The 17,769-nt window shown below is 42.1% G+C and carries 9 protein-coding genes and 1 tRNA gene; 7 read left to right on the forward strand and 3 right to left on the reverse strand.

Annotated elements, in window-relative coordinates:
• Positions 1-2 precede the first annotated feature (2 nt).
• A complete protein-coding gene (locus tag CDG77_RS28970) occupies positions 3-548 on the reverse strand; it encodes a thermonuclease family protein (protein ID WP_094332715.1) in 546 nt (181 codons plus the stop codon).
• A 91-nt stretch (positions 549-639) separates the two neighbouring features.
• The gene (locus CDG77_RS28975; RefSeq protein ID WP_094332709.1) at positions 640-1,008 is read right to left on the reverse strand and encodes a 2Fe-2S iron-sulfur cluster-binding protein; all 369 of its coding nucleotides are present in this window, start codon (positions 1,006-1,008) and stop codon (positions 640-642) included.
• 107 nt (positions 1,009-1,115) lie between these two features.
• Between CDG77_RS28975 and CDG77_RS28980 the strand changes: the two genes are divergently transcribed.
• The 3 genes from CDG77_RS28980 (at position 1,116) to CDG77_RS28990 (ending at position 2,929) form a co-directional block, all read left to right on the forward strand.
• Positions 1,116-1,202: transfer RNA gene (locus CDG77_RS28980), tRNA-Ser, on the forward strand.
• A 404-nt stretch (positions 1,203-1,606) separates the two neighbouring features.
• The gene (locus CDG77_RS28985) at positions 1,607-2,287 is read left to right on the forward strand and encodes a HEAT repeat domain-containing protein (RefSeq protein ID WP_094332710.1); all 681 of its coding nucleotides are present in this window, start codon (positions 1,607-1,609) and stop codon (positions 2,285-2,287) included.
• Positions 2,288-2,362: 75 nt separating this feature from the next.
• The gene (locus CDG77_RS28990; protein WP_094332711.1) at positions 2,363-2,929 is read left to right on the forward strand and encodes a phycobiliprotein lyase; all 567 of its coding nucleotides are present in this window, start codon (positions 2,363-2,365) and stop codon (positions 2,927-2,929) included.
• Positions 2,930-3,213: 284 nt separating this feature from the next.
• Here the strand turns inward: CDG77_RS28990 and CDG77_RS28995 are convergent, their stop codons facing one another.
• Complete coding sequence (locus tag CDG77_RS28995; protein ID WP_094332716.1) at positions 3,214-4,734, reverse strand: site-2 protease family protein; 1,521 nt, start codon at positions 4,732-4,734, stop codon at positions 3,214-3,216.
• 177 nt (positions 4,735-4,911) lie between these two features.
• Between CDG77_RS28995 and CDG77_RS29000 the strand changes: the two genes are divergently transcribed.
• The 4 genes from CDG77_RS29000 to CDG77_RS29015 form a co-directional block, all read left to right on the forward strand.
• Positions 4,912-5,646, forward strand: coding sequence for an MBL fold metallo-hydrolase (locus CDG77_RS29000; RefSeq protein ID WP_094332712.1), 735 nt, complete (start codon positions 4,912-4,914; stop codon positions 5,644-5,646).
• 158 nt (positions 5,647-5,804) lie between these two features.
• Entirely contained in the window at positions 5,805-11,738 is a 5,934-nt protein-coding gene (locus CDG77_RS29005) for an ATP-binding sensor histidine kinase (protein ID WP_094332713.1), read from the forward strand.
• Between the two features lie 74 nt (positions 11,739-11,812).
• Positions 11,813-17,257 carry a trifunctional serine/threonine-protein kinase/ATP-binding protein/sensor histidine kinase gene (locus CDG77_RS29010; protein ID WP_094332714.1) on the forward strand — a complete coding sequence of 1,815 codons (5,445 nt, stop codon included), beginning with the start codon at positions 11,813-11,815 and terminating at the stop codon, positions 17,255-17,257.
• Between the two features lie 87 nt (positions 17,258-17,344).
• Positions 17,345-17,769, forward strand: a 425-nt coding sequence (locus CDG77_RS29015; RefSeq protein ID WP_143857116.1) for a serine/threonine protein kinase, incomplete at its 3' end; no start/stop codon positions are given.

Genomic DNA, 17,769 nt, shown 5'->3' on the forward strand with positions numbered 1-17,769 from the left:
CTTCAAAGATTTTGGCGGCGAAACTCGGCGGGATTGAGGCGCATGGGTTTTTCTGGGTTCCAGATTCCTTGGCCCATGAGTCTAGCCCATTGTTGGGCACGTTCTAAACGCTGGTCATATTTGTGGTTAGGCGATCGCCCAACAAACATTGCATTCCCTTGTTTGACTAATTCTTCATTCAACAACACCTTATTTTTCCACACATAAGCGAGAGTTCGCCCGATTTTGTCTTTTGCTTCTAAATCAAACTCCAAGGTTACTGATTCTTCCGCACCACCAATTAGATTCTCTAACTGTTCCTTTGCCTCTTCTCCCCAGGGCCTCTGTCGCAAATCTGGTGCATCAACGCCAACTAACCGCACTTGGGAAATCAAATTCGGTTGTTCAGCCATACCTAACACTTCCAAACTTTGCCCACTAACTACCCGCGCTACCTTTACCTGAGCCTGATTATTTGGCAGTTGGTTTTTACTTTGGCAACTCACCAATAGCAATAAGCAAACCAAAATAGCTATTTTTCGCACCCAGCTACCAAGACTCACAACCATCAAACATTCTCCTATGGCAGCTGCTGCACCTAAAAAGCAGAACCTCTTGCCCCCTGCCCCCTGCCTCTTACCCCCTGCCTCCTCCAATTGTTTATTCCTCATCTAACGGTAAACCCGCTTTAACTTTCCCCCTAGCAAAATAGCGTCCAAACTGGAGTTCGTAGACTTCATCTTCGTCTTGTGTCTCCACTTCCAAGTCAGAACGGGGATAACTCACACACAACAAGGCATAACCTTGACGACGTAAATCTGGCGACAATCCGATCGCCTCTGGTTGATAAATTTCTCCCGACAAAACCCTTACAGCGCAAGCGGTGCAAGCCCCGTTACGGCAGGAAAACGGTAGTTCCACCCCTTGTTTTTCGCCTGTGTGCAGGATGTAGCGGTCTTCTGGCACTTCTAGGGTGTATGTTTTACCGGTGGCGCGATCGCGAACTTTAATTGTGTATGTACGAGACATCTGGATTTGCGTTGTGGAATTAGGACTTTCAGATTCAATCTAAGAATATCTTTCTTTATCTTTGCATTTTCTGGGATTCTATAGTAAGATCGTAACCTGTGGCACCTGGAGAGGTGGCCGAGTGGTTTAAGGCGCAGACCTGGAAAGTCTGTTATGCAGAAATGTATACGAGAGTTCGAATCTCTCCCTCTCCGTTTTGAAACCTAGTTTAAATATATAGTTTGAACCAGACTTCTACAAATAGTCTGGTTAAATAAATAGCCGGATATTGCCAAATATATTATTAAAATTGCTTTGAAAGTGTTTTCGTGTAGCCGTTCTCTTCAGCAAGCTAGGCGCGGCTTTCCCCAAAAAAGGTATCGGACAAACCAGGCAGTTTTGAGCCTTTCTTCTATATTTAGCCCACTATACCAGTGGTTTACACAGGATTAACGATACCTATTAGTACCCGCACAATCTAGCGGGAGGTAACATTTGTTTATTTTTCATTCATAATTGAGCCATTTTGTAAAGTCGCCAAACTCCTACTTTACTAAGGTGACAGCCTGATGAAACGATCGGGTAAATTAAGATAAGTAAAGAAAATGCTTTGAACTCAATGACAGCTCTCAGCTTACAAGAAATTTCTACTCAGTTAGAAAGTCCGAACTTACGCGATCGCATGGTAGCTCTTGCCAATCTGCGTCATGTTTCTCCTGAAGATGCAGTCCCTTTGATTAAAAAGGTACTAGACGACGAATCTTTGCAACTGCGATCGATGGCAATATTTGCCCTTGGAATCAAGCCAACGCCAGAATGTTATTCAATTTTGGTCAAAATTCTCGAAAATGACCCTGATTATGGCATCCGCGCTGATGCTGCTGGTGCTTTAGGATATTTGGGCGATGCCAGAGCCTTTGAAGTGCTTTCACGGGCGTTTTATGAAGATACTGATTGGCTAGTACGCTTTAGTGCAGCTGTTTCTCTAGGTAACATTAAAGATCCCCGTGCCCGTCAACTTCTTCTTCAGGCATTGGATAGCAAAGAAGTAGTATTGCAACAAGCTGCAATTTCTGCGCTCGGAGAAATTAAAGATATTGAATCTGTCGATCAAATTCTGCGCTTTGCCCAATCAGATGATTGGTTAGTTAGGCAGCGTTTGGCAGAAGCCTTGGGTAATCTCCCTACTCCCAAGAGTGTCTCAGCTTTAAAATATTTAGAAAAAGACAATCATTTTAACGTTGCTGAGGCAGCTAGAATTGGCCTCAAGCAGCTTGAGGAAATGGGCAATCAAGCTTAATAATATTAGAGCTTCCTGCTACCTTTTAATAATTAAGTGGGAATTTTAGCATTTTGATGCAGGGTAATTTGATTCATGAATATTGAAGAGTTTTTTCAGTTAAGTGCTGGTAAATGGTTTTCTCATCGAACTAGTCAACATTTGGCTTTCAATGAATCTGAAAATAGTAAGTCAGACATCATCATTGAGACGCTGGCAGTAGATCGTCCAGAAGTAATCAAACTCTGTCAACAGTACGAAGTTAATCCTAGTTCCGCCTCCTGTGCTATCAAAATTAACTGGAATGGCACAATGGAAAAGGATCAAACAAAACATAGTGGTTCAACTGTGTTAGTTTCAGTACCCGATGCAGATAATGGGTCTGAAGGCAAGTTACTGCGGGAAATAGTTGATGCTGAGAAAACTCCAGTTGCTGGACACTATAAATTTGACAGTGATGGTGCTTTAATCCTAACTATAGAAGATGAAAACATCAGGTCAGAAGAACGCCTGTGGTTTGCTAGCCCCAATTTACGAATGCGGGTAAATGTCCTCAAGAGTTTTGGTGGATTTAGTATTACTTCCTTCACCTCTGAGATTCGGATGGGTGGTTTTCCACCTGCTGCGAAGGCTTCCGAGGCGGCTAATTCAGTATCGAGTTAGTTGTAATTCCCACTGCTTATCGCCGATTTACGTAAAACTATACGCGTTCAGGGGCAATTCATGGATTGTCCCTACCTAAAAATCAGGGTTTAGTTAAATTGTGTCCTGGCTAGTAATTGCTTCCATATTGAAGCATGGGATACTCGAAAAAACTAGTTAACATTGAACCTGGAAATTATTAAAGAAGAATTCAGAACTCAGGAGTCAGAATCGGCTAAACCTTAGCTATCCGCTAACAGAATAAATCAGTGGTGGGACTGAATCTCCCAGTCCGTTGATATTTTTTAAATCTGCAAAAAGTTAGCGATCGCTTGCGGTAATGGCAAAATAATTACAATCAACAAAGCCATTGCCAGTAATCCCCCAATATCGCGTTTGTTATCCAGTTCAGTCACATCATTCAGTGCCGGCTCATCAATCAACGGCATAAATAATAAGATAATCGCCCACATCAAAAATTCTTCCCGAACTAACGAAAGTAATAGCAAGAGAATACGAGCAACTTGCCCAATGACGATCGCAGTTCGTTGTCCAAACATTGCATGGACAATATGACCTCCATCTAATTGTCCCACAGGCATTAAATTTAAAGCTGTGACAATTAGTCCCAAAAAACCAGCTACTGCAACTGGATGCAAATCAAGGGCTGATTTTGCCGTTAGCTGACTTCCTAAGGCTATTTTCGAGAGTAGTGCTAGTAAGATTGAATACTTGGGATTCAGGGCATCAGGATTCAAAAGTCGGGTTTTTTCAGTTAGAGAAACTATGTCAGAATGAGCCAAGCCCCATATTAGTAATGGCAAGGTGGCGACAAAGCCTGCAATTGGCCCAGCGATACTAATGTCAAATAAAGCTTTGCGGTTAGGAATGGGACTACGCATCTGAATAAATGCACCAAAAGTTCCCAAGAAGAAAGGTACGGGAATAAAGTAAGGTAAGGTGGAGCGAATCTTGTAGGATTTAGCTGTCAAATAATGCCCAAGTTCGTGAATGCCCAAAATAGTCATCAGTCCGAAAGCATAAGGTAATCCCTTAAATAGGACATCTGGGTTAGATAGAACTTTGAACAAAGAGCTAATTTCCCAAAGAGGCGGAAGAGAAACACCAGCAATTTCCATTCCCACCAAGGTAGTAGTTATCAAAGTAGCTACTAGTAATAGAAGTGCTAATCCTGGTCGAGTTAAGCGTTCCTGGTCGCGTTGTGGTGTATTTTTATCCTTAGCAGCTTGAGTGTTGGGAACCAGCACAAAGAAAGGTTTGCCATTGAAACCTTCTTGAAAAATCAGCAGGAAGCGATCGCCAAATTGTGCTTCAATATTAGTCTTAATCTGCTGGTAGGCGTTGCTAGCTTTAGTTCGCAATTGACCGCGGCAAATTACGGATTGTGGTCGATACTCAATATTCTGAACGTAGTATACAGACCAAGGAAAACAATTTCGCAGTTGGGTTTCTTCCGCTGGCTCAATGGGACGCACTATTGGTTCTGCGGTAGGTTGGATAGTCGGCTGTGATTCTGAGGCTTGGGCTTGGGCTTGGGTCTGTGTATCTGTTGGCACTCTCCGCCCCCATTGAAACAAGATCCAGTACAACAGTGTGCAGACAAATAACGACGAGACGATCAGCCCTGGTGGTGGAGGTAGTTTAGTTCCGTACATCAGCGTCCATCCACTCAACAGCAATGCTGGTGTCATTAAAACCAGCCATAACAACCATACTGGCGTGCGGGTGATGTTAGCGACGCTTTGCTGCACCATTAGATAAGTAGCTAGCCCCAGTAGGAGGAGAAACAAAAACCAAAATCCCATATTATCTTCAGTAATTTTGACAAAACACCCTACCAGTAGCTTTAGCACCATAGCATTAACTACAAAGTAGACCTCAAACCCCAAGTTTTTTACGAACGGTTAACAGTGCTATGGAATTTTTGGGAATTTCCCCACTGTAACTAGATTATCCACAACTCCTGAGTCGGTTCTTTTATTATGTGTCCTTTACCTCAACACCCAAGTCATACAACTAAGCCACCACGGTCTGTGTTCGTTGACGAAGTACCTAGCGGAAGTTCTCTGCAATCGGAATTCGCACAAGAGAGCATTTTTGCTTTTCCACCCAATCGGGACACATTAGGAGGAACCTCTTATTTTATTGTAAGAAATGAAGGCAATATCCTCATAGATTGCCCTGCCTTAGATCGAACAAATCAAGATTTTTTAGCCGCGCATGGAGGTGTGCGTTGGTTATTTCTTACCCATCGCGGCGCTATTGGCAAGGCCGCTGAAATTCCGCAAACCTTTGACTGCGAGGTGCTGATACAAGAACAAGAAGCTTATTTATTACCAGGCGTAACCGTAACTACTTTTAGTCAGGAATTCACTCTTGATGCTGCAACACAAGTAATTTGGACACCAGGTCATTCTCCCGGCTCATCTTGCCTATACTACGGTCAGCTTGGAGGTATATTGTTTTCTGGTCGCCATTTAGTTCCTAATCATAAGGGTGAGCCAGTACCATTACGCACAGCTAAAACTTTTCACTGGCGGCGACAAATTAAGAGTCTTCAGTTCTTATTAGAACGTTTTACACCTGAAACACTCTGCTACGTTTGTCCGGGAGCGAATACAGGTTTTCTCAGAGGGAAGCGTGTCATAGATCGAGCTTATCAACACTTAGCCTCTCTGGATTTATCAACTTTGCTGCCGATAGAGTCTCTACTTTAAGATTTATCAAGGATCAAAAACTCGTTTACGAAGCTCAAAGACCGGTCTGTTAGTCCCGAATGCCCAATACCCAACACCTATCTCTTTTCTAACGCTTGTTAAGCAAGATGTCGTCTGGGGAATTATAAGCCTTAGACAAGAAATTATGGTAAAAAATTATGAGTGCAAGAGCTGATGCAACTTTAAGGATCGCTGGCTATCAAATCATAGAGCAACTCTATTTAGGTTCTCGGACTTATGTGTATCGGGCAGTACGAGAATGCGATCGCCAACCAGTTGTCATCAAGCTCTTAAAACGAGAATATCCCAGTTTTAGCGAATTAGTCCAGTTTCACAACCAATATGCGATCGCCAATAACCTAGATATTCCTGGTATCATTAAACCCTACAACTTAGAACCTTATCATAATGGGTATGTCATGGTCATGGAGGACTTTGGTGGCATTTCCTTGCGACAATTTACCCAAAAGCGACCACTAACCTTAGAGCAATTTCTTCCTATTGCCTTGCAATTACTAGACACCTTACACCAGTTACATCAACAGCGTGTCATTCACAAAGATATTAAACCAAGCAACATCCTGATTCATCCTGATACCAAAGAAATCAAGCTGATTGATTTCAGTATTGCCTCACTTTTACCACGAGAAACCCAGGAGATCCAAAATCCCAACGGATTGGAGGGAACACTAGCCTATCTATCGCCAGAGCAAACTGGACGGATGAACAGGGGCATTGACTACCGCAGCGACTTTTATTCATTAGGTGTGACTTTCTTTGAACTACTGAGTGGACAATTGCCCTTTGATTCTCATGAAGCGATGGAGTTGGTGCATTGCCACATTGCAAAGGTTCCACCCTTTCTCTGCGATTTCAACCCCGATTTGCCCTTAATGTTGGGAGAGATTGTCCGCAAACTGATGGCGAAGAATGCCGAAGATCGCTATCAGAGTGCAATGGGAATTAAACATGACCTAGTGACTTGCTTAGAACAGAGACAAGAAACAGGCAAACACACCTGGTTTAATTTGGGACAGCGAGATATTAGCGATCGCTTTCTTATACCCGAAAAACTCTACGGACGGGAATCAGAAGTACAGACGCTACTGGAGGCATTTGGCTATATTGCCAATGGTGGCTCCCAACTGATGCTAGTGGCAGGTTTCTCTGGTATTGGCAAAACCGCAGTTGTCAATGAAGTGCATAAGCCGATTGTCCGGTGGAACGGCTACTTTATCAAGGGCAAGTACGACCAATTTAACCGCAGCACTCCTCTATCTGCTTTTGTGCAAGCCTTTCGTGACTTGATGGGACAGTTGCTTAGTGAAAGCGATACTCTACTTGAGCAATGGCAAAAAAAGATTCTAGCAGCAGTTGGAGAGAATGGGCAAGTTTTGATCGAGGTGATTCCTGAACTGGAACAGATGCTCGGCAAACAGCCCCCCATCACTGAACTATCGGGTGGTGCAGCACAGAACCGTTTCAATTTACTGTTCCAAAAGTTTATTCAGGTGTTCACAACAAGAGAGCATCCCTTGGTGATGTTTCTCGATGATTTGCAGTGGGCTGATTCGGCATCGCTCAATTTGCTGAAGTTGTTGATGAGCCAGAGTGATAGCGGCTATCTATTGATTATTGGCGCATACCGCGATAACGAGGTATTTGCCGCTCATCCACTGATGTTGACAATAGATGAAATTGAAAAAGCATCCTCCTGTGTTAAGACTTTGACCTTAGTTCCCTTAAGTCAAACAGATGTCAACGATTTAATCGCCGACTGCCTCAGTTGTACAACTGCACAAGCATTGCCGTTGACAGAATTGGTTTATCAAAAAGCCAAAGGTAATCCCTTTTTCACAACTCAGTTTCTGAAAGCGCTGCATGAGGATGGGCTGATTACCTTTGATTGGGAGTTAGGTTCTTGGCAGTGTGATGTAGGGCAGGTGCGATCGCTAGCTCTCACCGATGATGTGGTGGAATTTATCACCCAACAACTTCAGAAGTTGCCCGACATCACTCAAAATATTTTGAAACTGGCAGCCTGTATTGGCAATCAGTTTGATTTGGCGACATTGGCGATCGTTTCTGAAAAGTCGCAGACTCAAGCCGCTTCGGACTTGTGGAAAGCATTGCAAGAAGGATTTATCATTCCAACTAATGAAGTCTACAAGTTTTATCAAACTGAAGCTTCAGCCGCCACTATCCAAACCTCAACACAGAAGGTTGACACCTGTGTTTATAAATTTTTACACGATCGCGTCCAGCAAGCTGCTTATTGCCTAATTCCAGACCAACAAAAACAGATCGCGCACCTAAAAATTGGGCAACTATTACTGACTCATACGCCCGTTGCCGAACAAGAGGAAAAACTGTTTGAAATTGTTAACCAACTTAATATCGGCAAATCTCTGATTGTCGATCTCTCTGAGCAAATAGAACTCGCCCAACTCAATCTGAAAGCTGGAAAAAAAGCCAGAGCCGCAACTGCCTATACAGCCGCATTTGAGTATTGCACTACAGGAATCGCCTCGTTAGCTGAGGATATGTGGCAAACGCAGTATGACTTAACCTTAGCCCTCTACGAAACTGCCACTGAAACCGCTTACCTGATCGGCAACTTTCAGCAGATGACACAATTGGCAACAGCGATTATAGAACACTCTCGAAACCTGTTGGATACGGTCAAGGTTTATGAAGTTCAAATTCAAGCTGCTCAAGCCCAACATGAATTTATAGAGGCAGTGCAGATTGCTCTGAAGATTGTAGAGCGTCTAGGTACGAGTTTTCCAGAGGAACCCAGTCAATTAGATATTGCACAGGCATTCGAGGCGACTAAATCGATTCTGGCTGGAAGGCAACTTGTGGACTTAATGACTCTGCCCGAAATCGAAAACCCTAATAAATTAGCGGTTATCAGGATTCTTGCTGCTGTCTCTTCTGCTGCCTTTGTTGTCAGTCCAGCGCTCTTACCGTTTATTGTTCTCGAGCAGGTAAATTTATCAGTTCAATATGGCAATACCTCATTTTCTGCCATTGGCTATGCTTACTATGGATTGATCCTTTGTGGGATGGTAGGAGAGATTGACTTTGGCTATGAGTGTGCCCAACTAGCACTTTTGTTACTCGAACATTTCAATGCCAAAGAACTAAAATCCAGAGTCTATGTCGGAATTTATTGTAGTGTGTGGCATTGGAAAGAGCCGCTCAATAACTCCTTACCGTTTCTCCGAGAAGGCTACGAAGTTGGATTGGAAACGGGAGATTTAGAATCGTCTGCTATTTGCGGATTCATTTACATCTCATACTGTTGGTTTATGGGCAAAGAACTAAGCAATCTCAGCCGAGAGAGCGCTGCCTTCCGAGATCAGCTTGCACACCTCAACCAAGAAGGTCTTACCAGTCATCTGACCGTTTTTCAGCAAGCAATTTTGAATATGATTGGCGATTCTGCTGAACCTTGGCAGCTTAGTGGAGATGCTTTTAATCGAGAGGTAATTATACCAGCCCTCCAGCGATCGGGCGATCGGACTGCGCTGTATTATTTCTATGCCAGCCAACTTGGTTTGTGTTACATGTTTGGCAAATTTGAGTTGGCGGTGGAAAATGCGATCGCTGCTGAAAACTATATAGATGGCGCTACAGGCTTATTCATAGTTCCGCTCTGCTACACCTATGATTCTCTCGCTCATCTGGCAATCTATGCTCAGGTTTGTGAGGCAGAACAGCAAGACATTCTGCAACGGGTGGCTAAAAATCAGGAAAAGATGAAAAAGTGGGCTGAACATGCTCCAGAAAATTACCTGCACAAGTTTTATCTAGTGGAGGCGGAACGAGAGCAAGTGCAAGGCAACAAAGCCGAGACAATAGATTTGTCCGATCGCGCGATCGCTCTTGCTAAAAAACACGGCTATATCCAAGAAGAAGCACTTGCCAACGAGCTAGCTGCTAAATTTTACCTCGACTGGGGCAAAGAACGAATAGCTCAGGAATACATGACTCAAGCCTACTACGGCTATGCTCGTTGGGGTGCAAAAGCTAAAGTTGCCGATTTGGAAAAACGCTATCCCCTATTACTTGCCCCCATTCTCCAACAAACCTCTTCTTTCTCAACTAACGAAACTATCTTCGCCTTAGAAAGTGTCACCTCCACTAGTTCTGCCACTTCTAGCAGTAGTAGCATTTCTATTGCTTTAGATTTAGCTACCATTCTCAAAGCTTCTCAAACCCTTTCTGGCGAAATCGAACTCGAAAAACTGCTTTCGGTATTACTGCATATCGTCATTGAAAATGCGGGGGCTGATAAGTGTGTATTCATGCTTTTGGAGTCAGGGCGTTTAATGATTCAGGCGCTAGCACAGCTTTCCTTTAGCCCTGTAAAAAACAAGCAAATTACCCACATCAATTTTGACTCAATGTTGCTCAACCCAGAGCCTGTTGAAGACTCTCTGGATCTGCCAGTTGGCTTAATTAATACTGTCAAACGCAGCTTACAACCAGCAGTGATTGCTGATGCTACGGCGCATCCGCAATTAATCAATGATTCCTACATTCAACAACAAAAGCCCAAGAGTATCTTGTGCAGCCCAATTTTGCATCAGGGTAAGTTGCTTGGCGTGTTGTACTTAGAAAACAATTTAGCAACTGGAGCCTTTACAAGCGATCGCGTCGAACTGCTCAACTTACTTTGCGCCCAAGCGGCCATTTCTCTAGAAAATGCCCGACTTTTTGAGCGAGAACAGGAAAAATCCCAGTCATTACAAGCATCACTAGCACAATTAAAACAGACCGAAGCATCTTTAGCTAAAGAACGAGAGTTCTTGAATGCCATCATTCAAAATATTTCAGATGGAATTGTTGTTTGTGATGCTAGTGGCAAATTGACCCTATTTAACAAAGCAACTTGTGAATTTCATGGCTTACCAGTAGAATCATTACCACCAGAAGAATGGGCAGAACACTTCAATCTCTATCAGCCTGATGGTCAAACACCTCTATCAACAACCGAAATTCCTTTGTTTCGCGCTTTCCAAGGAGAAAATGTCGAAAATGTTGAAATGATCATTGCACCGAAGTATGGTTCTACGAGAATCTTGTTAGCAAGTGGACAAGCGATTATTGATGCTTCGGGTAACAAACTTGGTGCAGTAGTTGTGATGCGAGATATTAGCGATGCCTATCGCCAAACTATGCAACGCAAACAAGCAGAACTTGACTTACGCCAAAAGTCACTCGATTTGCAACAAGCACTAAACGATCTACAAAATGCCCAATTACAAATAGTCCAAAGTGAAAAAATGTCAGCTTTGGGTAATTTAGTTGCTGGTGTAGCTCATGAAATGAATAATCCTTTAGGTTTCATTGCTGCTAGTCTCAAACAAGCTAAACCCACTGTTGCTGATATTGTTAAGCATCTCAGGCTATATCAAGAAAGCTTCCCTAATAAAAGTGATAAAATCGCCGAACATGCTGAAGATATTGACTTGGATTATAGCTTAGAAGACTTGCCCGAAATTATTGATTCTATGTCTATGGCGTGTGACAGACTCAAAAATATCAGCACCAGTTTAAGAACTTTCTCCCGTGCCGATCGAGATTATAAAGTACCGTTTAATATCCATCAAGGAATTGATAGCACAATTTTAATTTTGAAACATCGCCTAAAGGCGAACGATCGGTGCCCCGCGATTGAAGTAATAAGAAACTATGGAAAGCTACCCCAAATTGAATGTTTTCCTGGTCAATTAAATCAGGTATTTATGAACATTTTGGCTAATGCTATTGATGCCTTAGAAGAATCTAATCATGAACGCACATTTGAGGAAATTAAACTAAATTGTAATTGCATTAAAATTACCACTTTACGAGAAGACAAGTATGTAAAAATTATCATCGCTGATAATGGCAAGGGAATTAATGAATCAGTTCTACAAAAGATTTTTGACCATCTATTTACTACAAAAGCTGTAGGTAAAGGGACGGGTTTAGGGTTGGCGATCGCACGGCAAATTGTCGAATCAACTCACAGTGGTAAATTAAGTTGTAACTCGGTTTTGGGTCTAGGTACTGAATTTATTATTGAAATTCCGGTGTAAATTTTGGTGATTTTTGCTAAACAATTTCAGGCATCTGGGAATACTAAATTTGGAAGCCTTAAAGATTTAGCACTATGGTTAGTACGAGAGTCAATATTCCTGGATACAAGGTTAGCGAAGAACTCTACAATGGTTCCAGAACCATAGTTTATCGAGGATATCGAGAGACTGACTCATTACCTGTAGTCATTAAATTGCTGAAAAATCCTTATCCGAGTTTCAGCGAACTCTTGTCATTTCGCAATCAATACACCATTGCCAAAAATCTTAACTCACCGCTAATCGTCCAAACCTATAGCCTGGAACCCTATCAAAATAGCTATGCGCTGGTTATGGAAGACTTTGGGGGAATTTCCCTCAAGGAATGGGGAATGGGCGGAAGGGGACAATCTTTACAGGAGTTTTTGGAGATAGCGATCGCACTCTGCAATACCTTAGATGTACTCTACCACGAGCGGATTATTCATAAAGATATTAAACCCGCCAATATTTTAATTAATCCAGAAACCAAACAAGTTAAATTAATTGACTTTAGTATTGCATCTTTACTACCACGAGAAACGCAAACACTAGTCAATCCCAATGTGCTAGAAGGAACACTAGCTTATATTTCTCCCGAACAAACAGGCAGAATGAATCGCGGAATTGACTACCGGACTGATTTTTATTCAATCGGTGTTACTTTTTACGAATTACTCACTGGAGAATTACCATTTGTCTCAAATGATGCAATGGAGTTAGTGCATTGTCACATTGCAAAAATTGCACCGTTAGTATGTGAAACTAATTTAGAAATTCCATCTGTAATATCAAAAATTGTCAGCAAATTGATGGCGAAAAATGCTAAAGATCGCTATCAAAGTGCATTGGGGCTGAAGTTTGATTTAGAAAATTGTTTACATCAGCTACAAGTTGATGGTATGATAAGCGGTTTTGAAATTGGGCAACGGGATGTGTGCGATCGCTTCATCATCCCTGACAAACTTTATGGACGAGAAACCGAAGTCGAAAACCTCCTCCAAGCATTTGAGCGAGTTAGCCTTGGCGCAACAGAAATGATTCTGGTAGCAGGTTTTTCGGGAATTGGTAAAACAGCGATTGTCAACGAAGTTCATAAACCGATTGTGCGCCAACGCGGTTATTTTATCAAAGGGAAATATGACCAATTTCAACGCAATATTCCCTTTAGTGCATTTGTGCAAGCATTCCGAGATTTAATCGGGCAACTGTTAAGCGAAAGCGATGCAAAAATTCAGCAATGGAGAAACGAAATATTATCAGCAGTTGGTGAAAATGGACAAGTAATTATTGAAGTTATCCCCGAATTATCAAGAATTATTGGCGAACAACCACCCGCCATAGAATTATCAGGAACATCGGCAGAAAATAGATTTAATTTATTATTTCAAAGTTTTACCCAAATATTTACCACTGCTGAACATCCCTTAGTAATATTTTTAGATGATTTGCAATGGGCAGATTCGGCATCACTGAAGTTAATGCAGCTTTTAATGGCTGATACAGGTCATCTTTTGTTAATTGGTGCGTACCGTGATAACGAGGTAAATCCAGTACATCCATTAATGTTGACTTTGAATGAGATTGAAAAAAACCAAACAACGATTAATACAATTACTTTAGCACCACTGAATCAAAAAACAGTCAATCAATTAGTTGCTGATACACTTAAATGTTCCCAGGATTTGGCATCACCTCTTTCTCAATTGGTGTTTCAAAAAACTCAAGGGAATCCGTTTTTTTCTATCCAGTTTTTGAAGGCATTACATCAAGAGCAACTGATTAAGTTTACCCCCTCTTGCCAAGGCAGGGCTACGGTAGGGTGGCAATGCGATCTTGCCCAAGTTAATCAACAGGCAGTTACAGATGATGTAGTTGAATTTATGGCGTTGCAGTTAGAGAAATTACCATTAGCAACCCAGAATATCCTCAAGTTAGCATCTTGTATTGGCAACCAGTTTGATTTAGCAACTTTGGCAATTGTTTCGGAACAATGCCAAATTGATGCGGCGGCTGCTTTGTGGAAAGCATTGCAAGAAGGGTTGATTTTACCGATTAGTGAGGTTTATAAATTTTATCAAGATTCGTCATTGGTCATTGGGCATTGGTCATTAGAAAATGACAAAGGACAAAGGACAGCTTCATATAGATTTTTACATGACAGAGTACAGCAAGCAGCTTATTTCTTGATTTCCGATGAACAAAAAACAGCAACTCATCTGAAAATTGGACAATTACTGAGAGAAAATTTGTCTGAATTAGAGATTGAAGAAAAACTCTTCGATCTGGTTGGGCATTTGAATTTAGGAATTGAGTTAATTAGTCAAGCAAGCGATCGCCAAGCCCTAGCTCAACTCAACTTCAAAGCTGGTACTAAAGCCAAAAATGCGACTGCATACATCGCCGCCAGAGTGTATTTCCAAACTGGGATCGCCTTACTCCAGCCCGACTGCTGGCAAACACAGTACGAATTAGCCTTGAACCTGCATTTGGCAGTAACCGAAGCCAGCTATTTAAATAGTGACTTTGAGAGCATGGAAGAGATGGCTGGAGTGGTTTTGCAGAACGCCCAGACCATTTTTGACAAAGTTAAAATCTACGAAATTAAAATTGTGGCACTAACGGCTCAGAGCCAAATATTAGAGGCGATCGCTGTTGGCGCAGATGTCCTGAGTCAATTAGGGGTGGATTTACCGAGTGCGCCAGAGTCAGCCCAAATCGACAAAGCCCTGGAATACCTAAAAGAGCAACTTCAAGGCAGAGAAATTCCTCAACTGATTGACTTACCCGTGATGAGCGATCGCTCTGCGATCGCCGCAATGCAATTATTAGGAATATTGTTTGCACCAGTATTACTGGGAAATCCGGGTTTAATGCCTCTGTTAAGTGCAACGATGGTGCGGTTGTCGCTCCAGTTTGGCAATACCCCCGCCTCGACGGTAGGATATGCGATTCACGGCATGGTGCTATGTGCTTTTTTGAGCGAAGTTGAAGCTGGCTACAAGTTTGGTCTTTTAGCTCTCTCGTTGCTGGAAAAATTGAACGAGCGGAGTATATGTCTCCCTTTAAGCTTCTTTGGGGCTTTCATCCAACATCGCCAGCAATCGTTTTTGGCAACCCTATCGACAATGAAAGATAGCTACACCAATGGTATGGAAACAGGCACTTTTCTGTACGCTGGCTACAGCATACAAGGTTACGGATATACAGCGCTGTTCGCTGGTGTAAATTTAAACACGTTGTCAGCCGAATTAGCTCCTTACAGTGTGGTTCTGACTCAGGCGAAACAAAATGCGGCGTGTATTTTATTGGATACAACGCGGCAAGTGCTGGAGAATTTGAGAGAAACAGTCAGCCAACCCCATCGCTTAATGGGCACTGCCTACGATGAAACAATTATGCTGCCAAAGCACCAGCAGGATAACGATTTCACCGCGATCGCCTACGCCTATACCTACAAGCTGATGCTTGCTGCTCTCTGGGGCAATTATCATGCTGCTCTTGACTATATCACCGGAATCAAGCCCTATTTTATGGCAGCAGCAGGGGCGGTACATATTCCCGTTTTCCATTTTTATACTGCCCTCACATACCTCGCACTCTTCCCCACCCAGCCAGAAACAGAGCAAGCCCAAACTCTTCTTGAGGCGCAAAACCACCAAACAATTCTGCATCAATGGGCAGAAAATGCCCCAATGAATCACTTGCATAAATGGTATCTAGTGGAGGCTGAACGGTATCGAGTGTTGGGTAAAAAAGCCGTAGCTAGTGAGTATTATGACGAAGCCATTGCTCTGGCTAAAACACATCAGTTTATTAATGAAGAAGCCTTAGCCAATGAACTGGCGGCAAAATTTTACCTTGACTGGGGCAAACAGCGGATCGCTGGGGAATACATGATTGAAGCCTACTACAGCTATATTCGTTGGGGTGCGAAAGCCAAAGTTGCTGACTTAGAAAGACGCTATCCCCAACTGCTTGCTCCCATCCTCCAGCAAACCCGTTCTTCCCTGTCAATTAATGAAACTGTCTTGGCACTGGGAAATGTCAGTTCCCGCACTTCCAGTAGCAATGTCTCTGTTGCTTTAGATTTAGCTGCCATTCTCAAAGCTTCTCAAACTCTGTCAAGCGAAATCGAACTCGAAAAATTGCTCTCAGTATTGCTGGCGATCGCCATTGAAAATGCGGGGGCTGATAAATGCGTATTAATGCTTTTGCAGGACAAGCGCCTATCGATCGAAGGGTCAATTAACCTGGGGACAGAGCCAATCGTGTTGCAGAGCCTTCCTGTTGAAGATAGCCAGGATATTCCCCTGAAGTTGATTTACAAAGTTTTGCACAACAGGCAGACCACTATGTTAATTGATGCAAGTGCCGATCCGACCTTAGCCAATGACCCTTATATTATTCGTCAGCTGCCGAAGAGTATCTTGTGTAGCCCGATTTTGCATCAAGGTAAGTTGATGGGCATTTTATATCTAGAAAATAACTTAGTGACGGGGGCATTTACGAGCGATCGCTTACAAGTTCTCAATTTCCTCACTACTCAAGCAGCAATTTCTCTAGAAAACGCATTATTATATCACAAATTAGAGGACTATTCGCATACTTTAGAGCAAAAAGTAGAAAAGCGCACCCAGGAAATCACAGAAAAAGCCACTCAGCTAGAATCAACACTGGAGAAACTTTACTCGGCTCAATCCCAACTAATTCAAGCCGAAAAAATGTCAGGTTTAGGACAATTAGTTGCTGGGATTGCTCATGAAATTAATAATCCGATTAATTTTATCTATGGCAACTTACAACCAGCTAGTGAATACGTTACATCTTTAATTGAATTAAATAATTTATATCAGGAACTTTATCCGCAACCATTGCCAGAAATTGCCGAAAAAATCGCCGATATTGAGCTAGAATTTATATCTAGTGATTTACAAAAGCTCCTATTATCGATGAGTGTAGGAGCAGATCGCATCCGTCAAATTGTGCTATCACTGCGAAACTTTTCCCGTTTGGATGAATCAGAAATAAAATCAGTAGACATTCATTCTGGTATTAATAGCACGTTGCTAATTTTGCAACATCGACTTCAAAATAATAGTAAACATCCAGAGATTGCAGTTATTCAAAAATATGGTCAACTCCCTTTAGTTAATTGTTATGCCTCTGCTCTAAATCAAGTATTTATGAATATTCTCAATAATGCCATTGATGCCTTAGAAGAATCAGATATAAATCGCCAACCGACTATTATAATTCAGACGGAATTTACAGAATCCAAAAAGATAGTTATCCGCATTGCAGACAACGGTATCGGGATGAGCGAGTCAGTGCAAAATAAGATATTTAATCCATTTTTTACGACAAAACCAGTAGGTAGTGGTACAGGTTTAGGATTATCAACTAGCTATTCGATTGTGGTAGAAAAACATGGGGGTAATTTAAGTTGCATTTCTGCACCAGGAGAGGGTACGGAATTTATCATTGAAATTCCGTTATAGTTTAGGGTTCAGATACCCGACAACTTTCATGAAGTCGGGGATCTTTTTTGGGAATACTAAATCTGGAAGTTTCGCAGATTTAGTAACATGGTGAGTATCTTTGTCAGTATTCCCGAATATCGCATTAGTGAAGAACTCTACAATGGTTCTAGAACCCTAGTTTATCGCGGTTATCAAGAGCTTGACCAAAAACCTGTAGTGATTAAACTGCTGAAAAATCCTTATCCGAGTTTCAGCGAATTGGTGCAGTTTCGCAATCAATATACCATTGCCAAAAATCTCAACTCACCTCTAATCATCCAAACCTATAGCCTGGAACCCTATCAAAATGGCTATGGACTGGTGATGGAAGATTTTGGTGGGATTTCCCTAAAAGATTATTTTACCTCTGTAAAGATGCAATATATCGCATCTCTACAAGAGTTTTTAGAGATTGCGATCGCCCTCTGCAATACCTTAGATATATTGTATCGAGAGCGGATTATTCATAAAGATATTAAACCCGCCAATAT

The organism is Nostoc sp. 'Peltigera membranacea cyanobiont' 213, assembly GCF_002245975.1.
Classification (GTDB): domain Bacteria; phylum Cyanobacteriota; class Cyanobacteriia; order Cyanobacteriales; family Nostocaceae; genus Nostoc.

Bases quoted from the DNA above. Each gene is read 5' to 3' on its own strand.
- CDG77_RS29005 (WP_094332713.1), top strand. From the start codon at position 5,805: ATGAGTGCAAGAGCTGATGCAACTTTAAGGATCGCTGGCTATCAAATC.
- CDG77_RS28985 (WP_094332710.1), top strand. From the start codon at position 1,607: ATGACAGCTCTCAGCTTACAAGAAATTTCTACTCAGTTAGAAAGTCCG.
- CDG77_RS29010 (WP_094332714.1), top strand. From the start codon at position 11,813: ATGGTTAGTACGAGAGTCAATATTCCTGGATACAAGGTTAGCGAAGAA.
- CDG77_RS28990 (WP_094332711.1), top strand. From the start codon at position 2,363: ATGAATATTGAAGAGTTTTTTCAGTTAAGTGCTGGTAAATGGTTTTCT.
- CDG77_RS29000 (WP_094332712.1), top strand. From the start codon at position 4,912: ATGTGTCCTTTACCTCAACACCCAAGTCATACAACTAAGCCACCACGG.
- CDG77_RS28995 (WP_094332716.1), bottom strand. From the start codon at position 4,734: ATGGGATTTTGGTTTTTGTTTCTCCTCCTACTGGGGCTAGCTACTTAT.
- CDG77_RS28975 (WP_094332709.1), bottom strand. From the start codon at position 1,008: ATGTCTCGTACATACACAATTAAAGTTCGCGATCGCGCCACCGGTAAA.
- CDG77_RS28970 (WP_094332715.1), bottom strand. From the start codon at position 548: ATGGTTGTGAGTCTTGGTAGCTGGGTGCGAAAAATAGCTATTTTGGTT.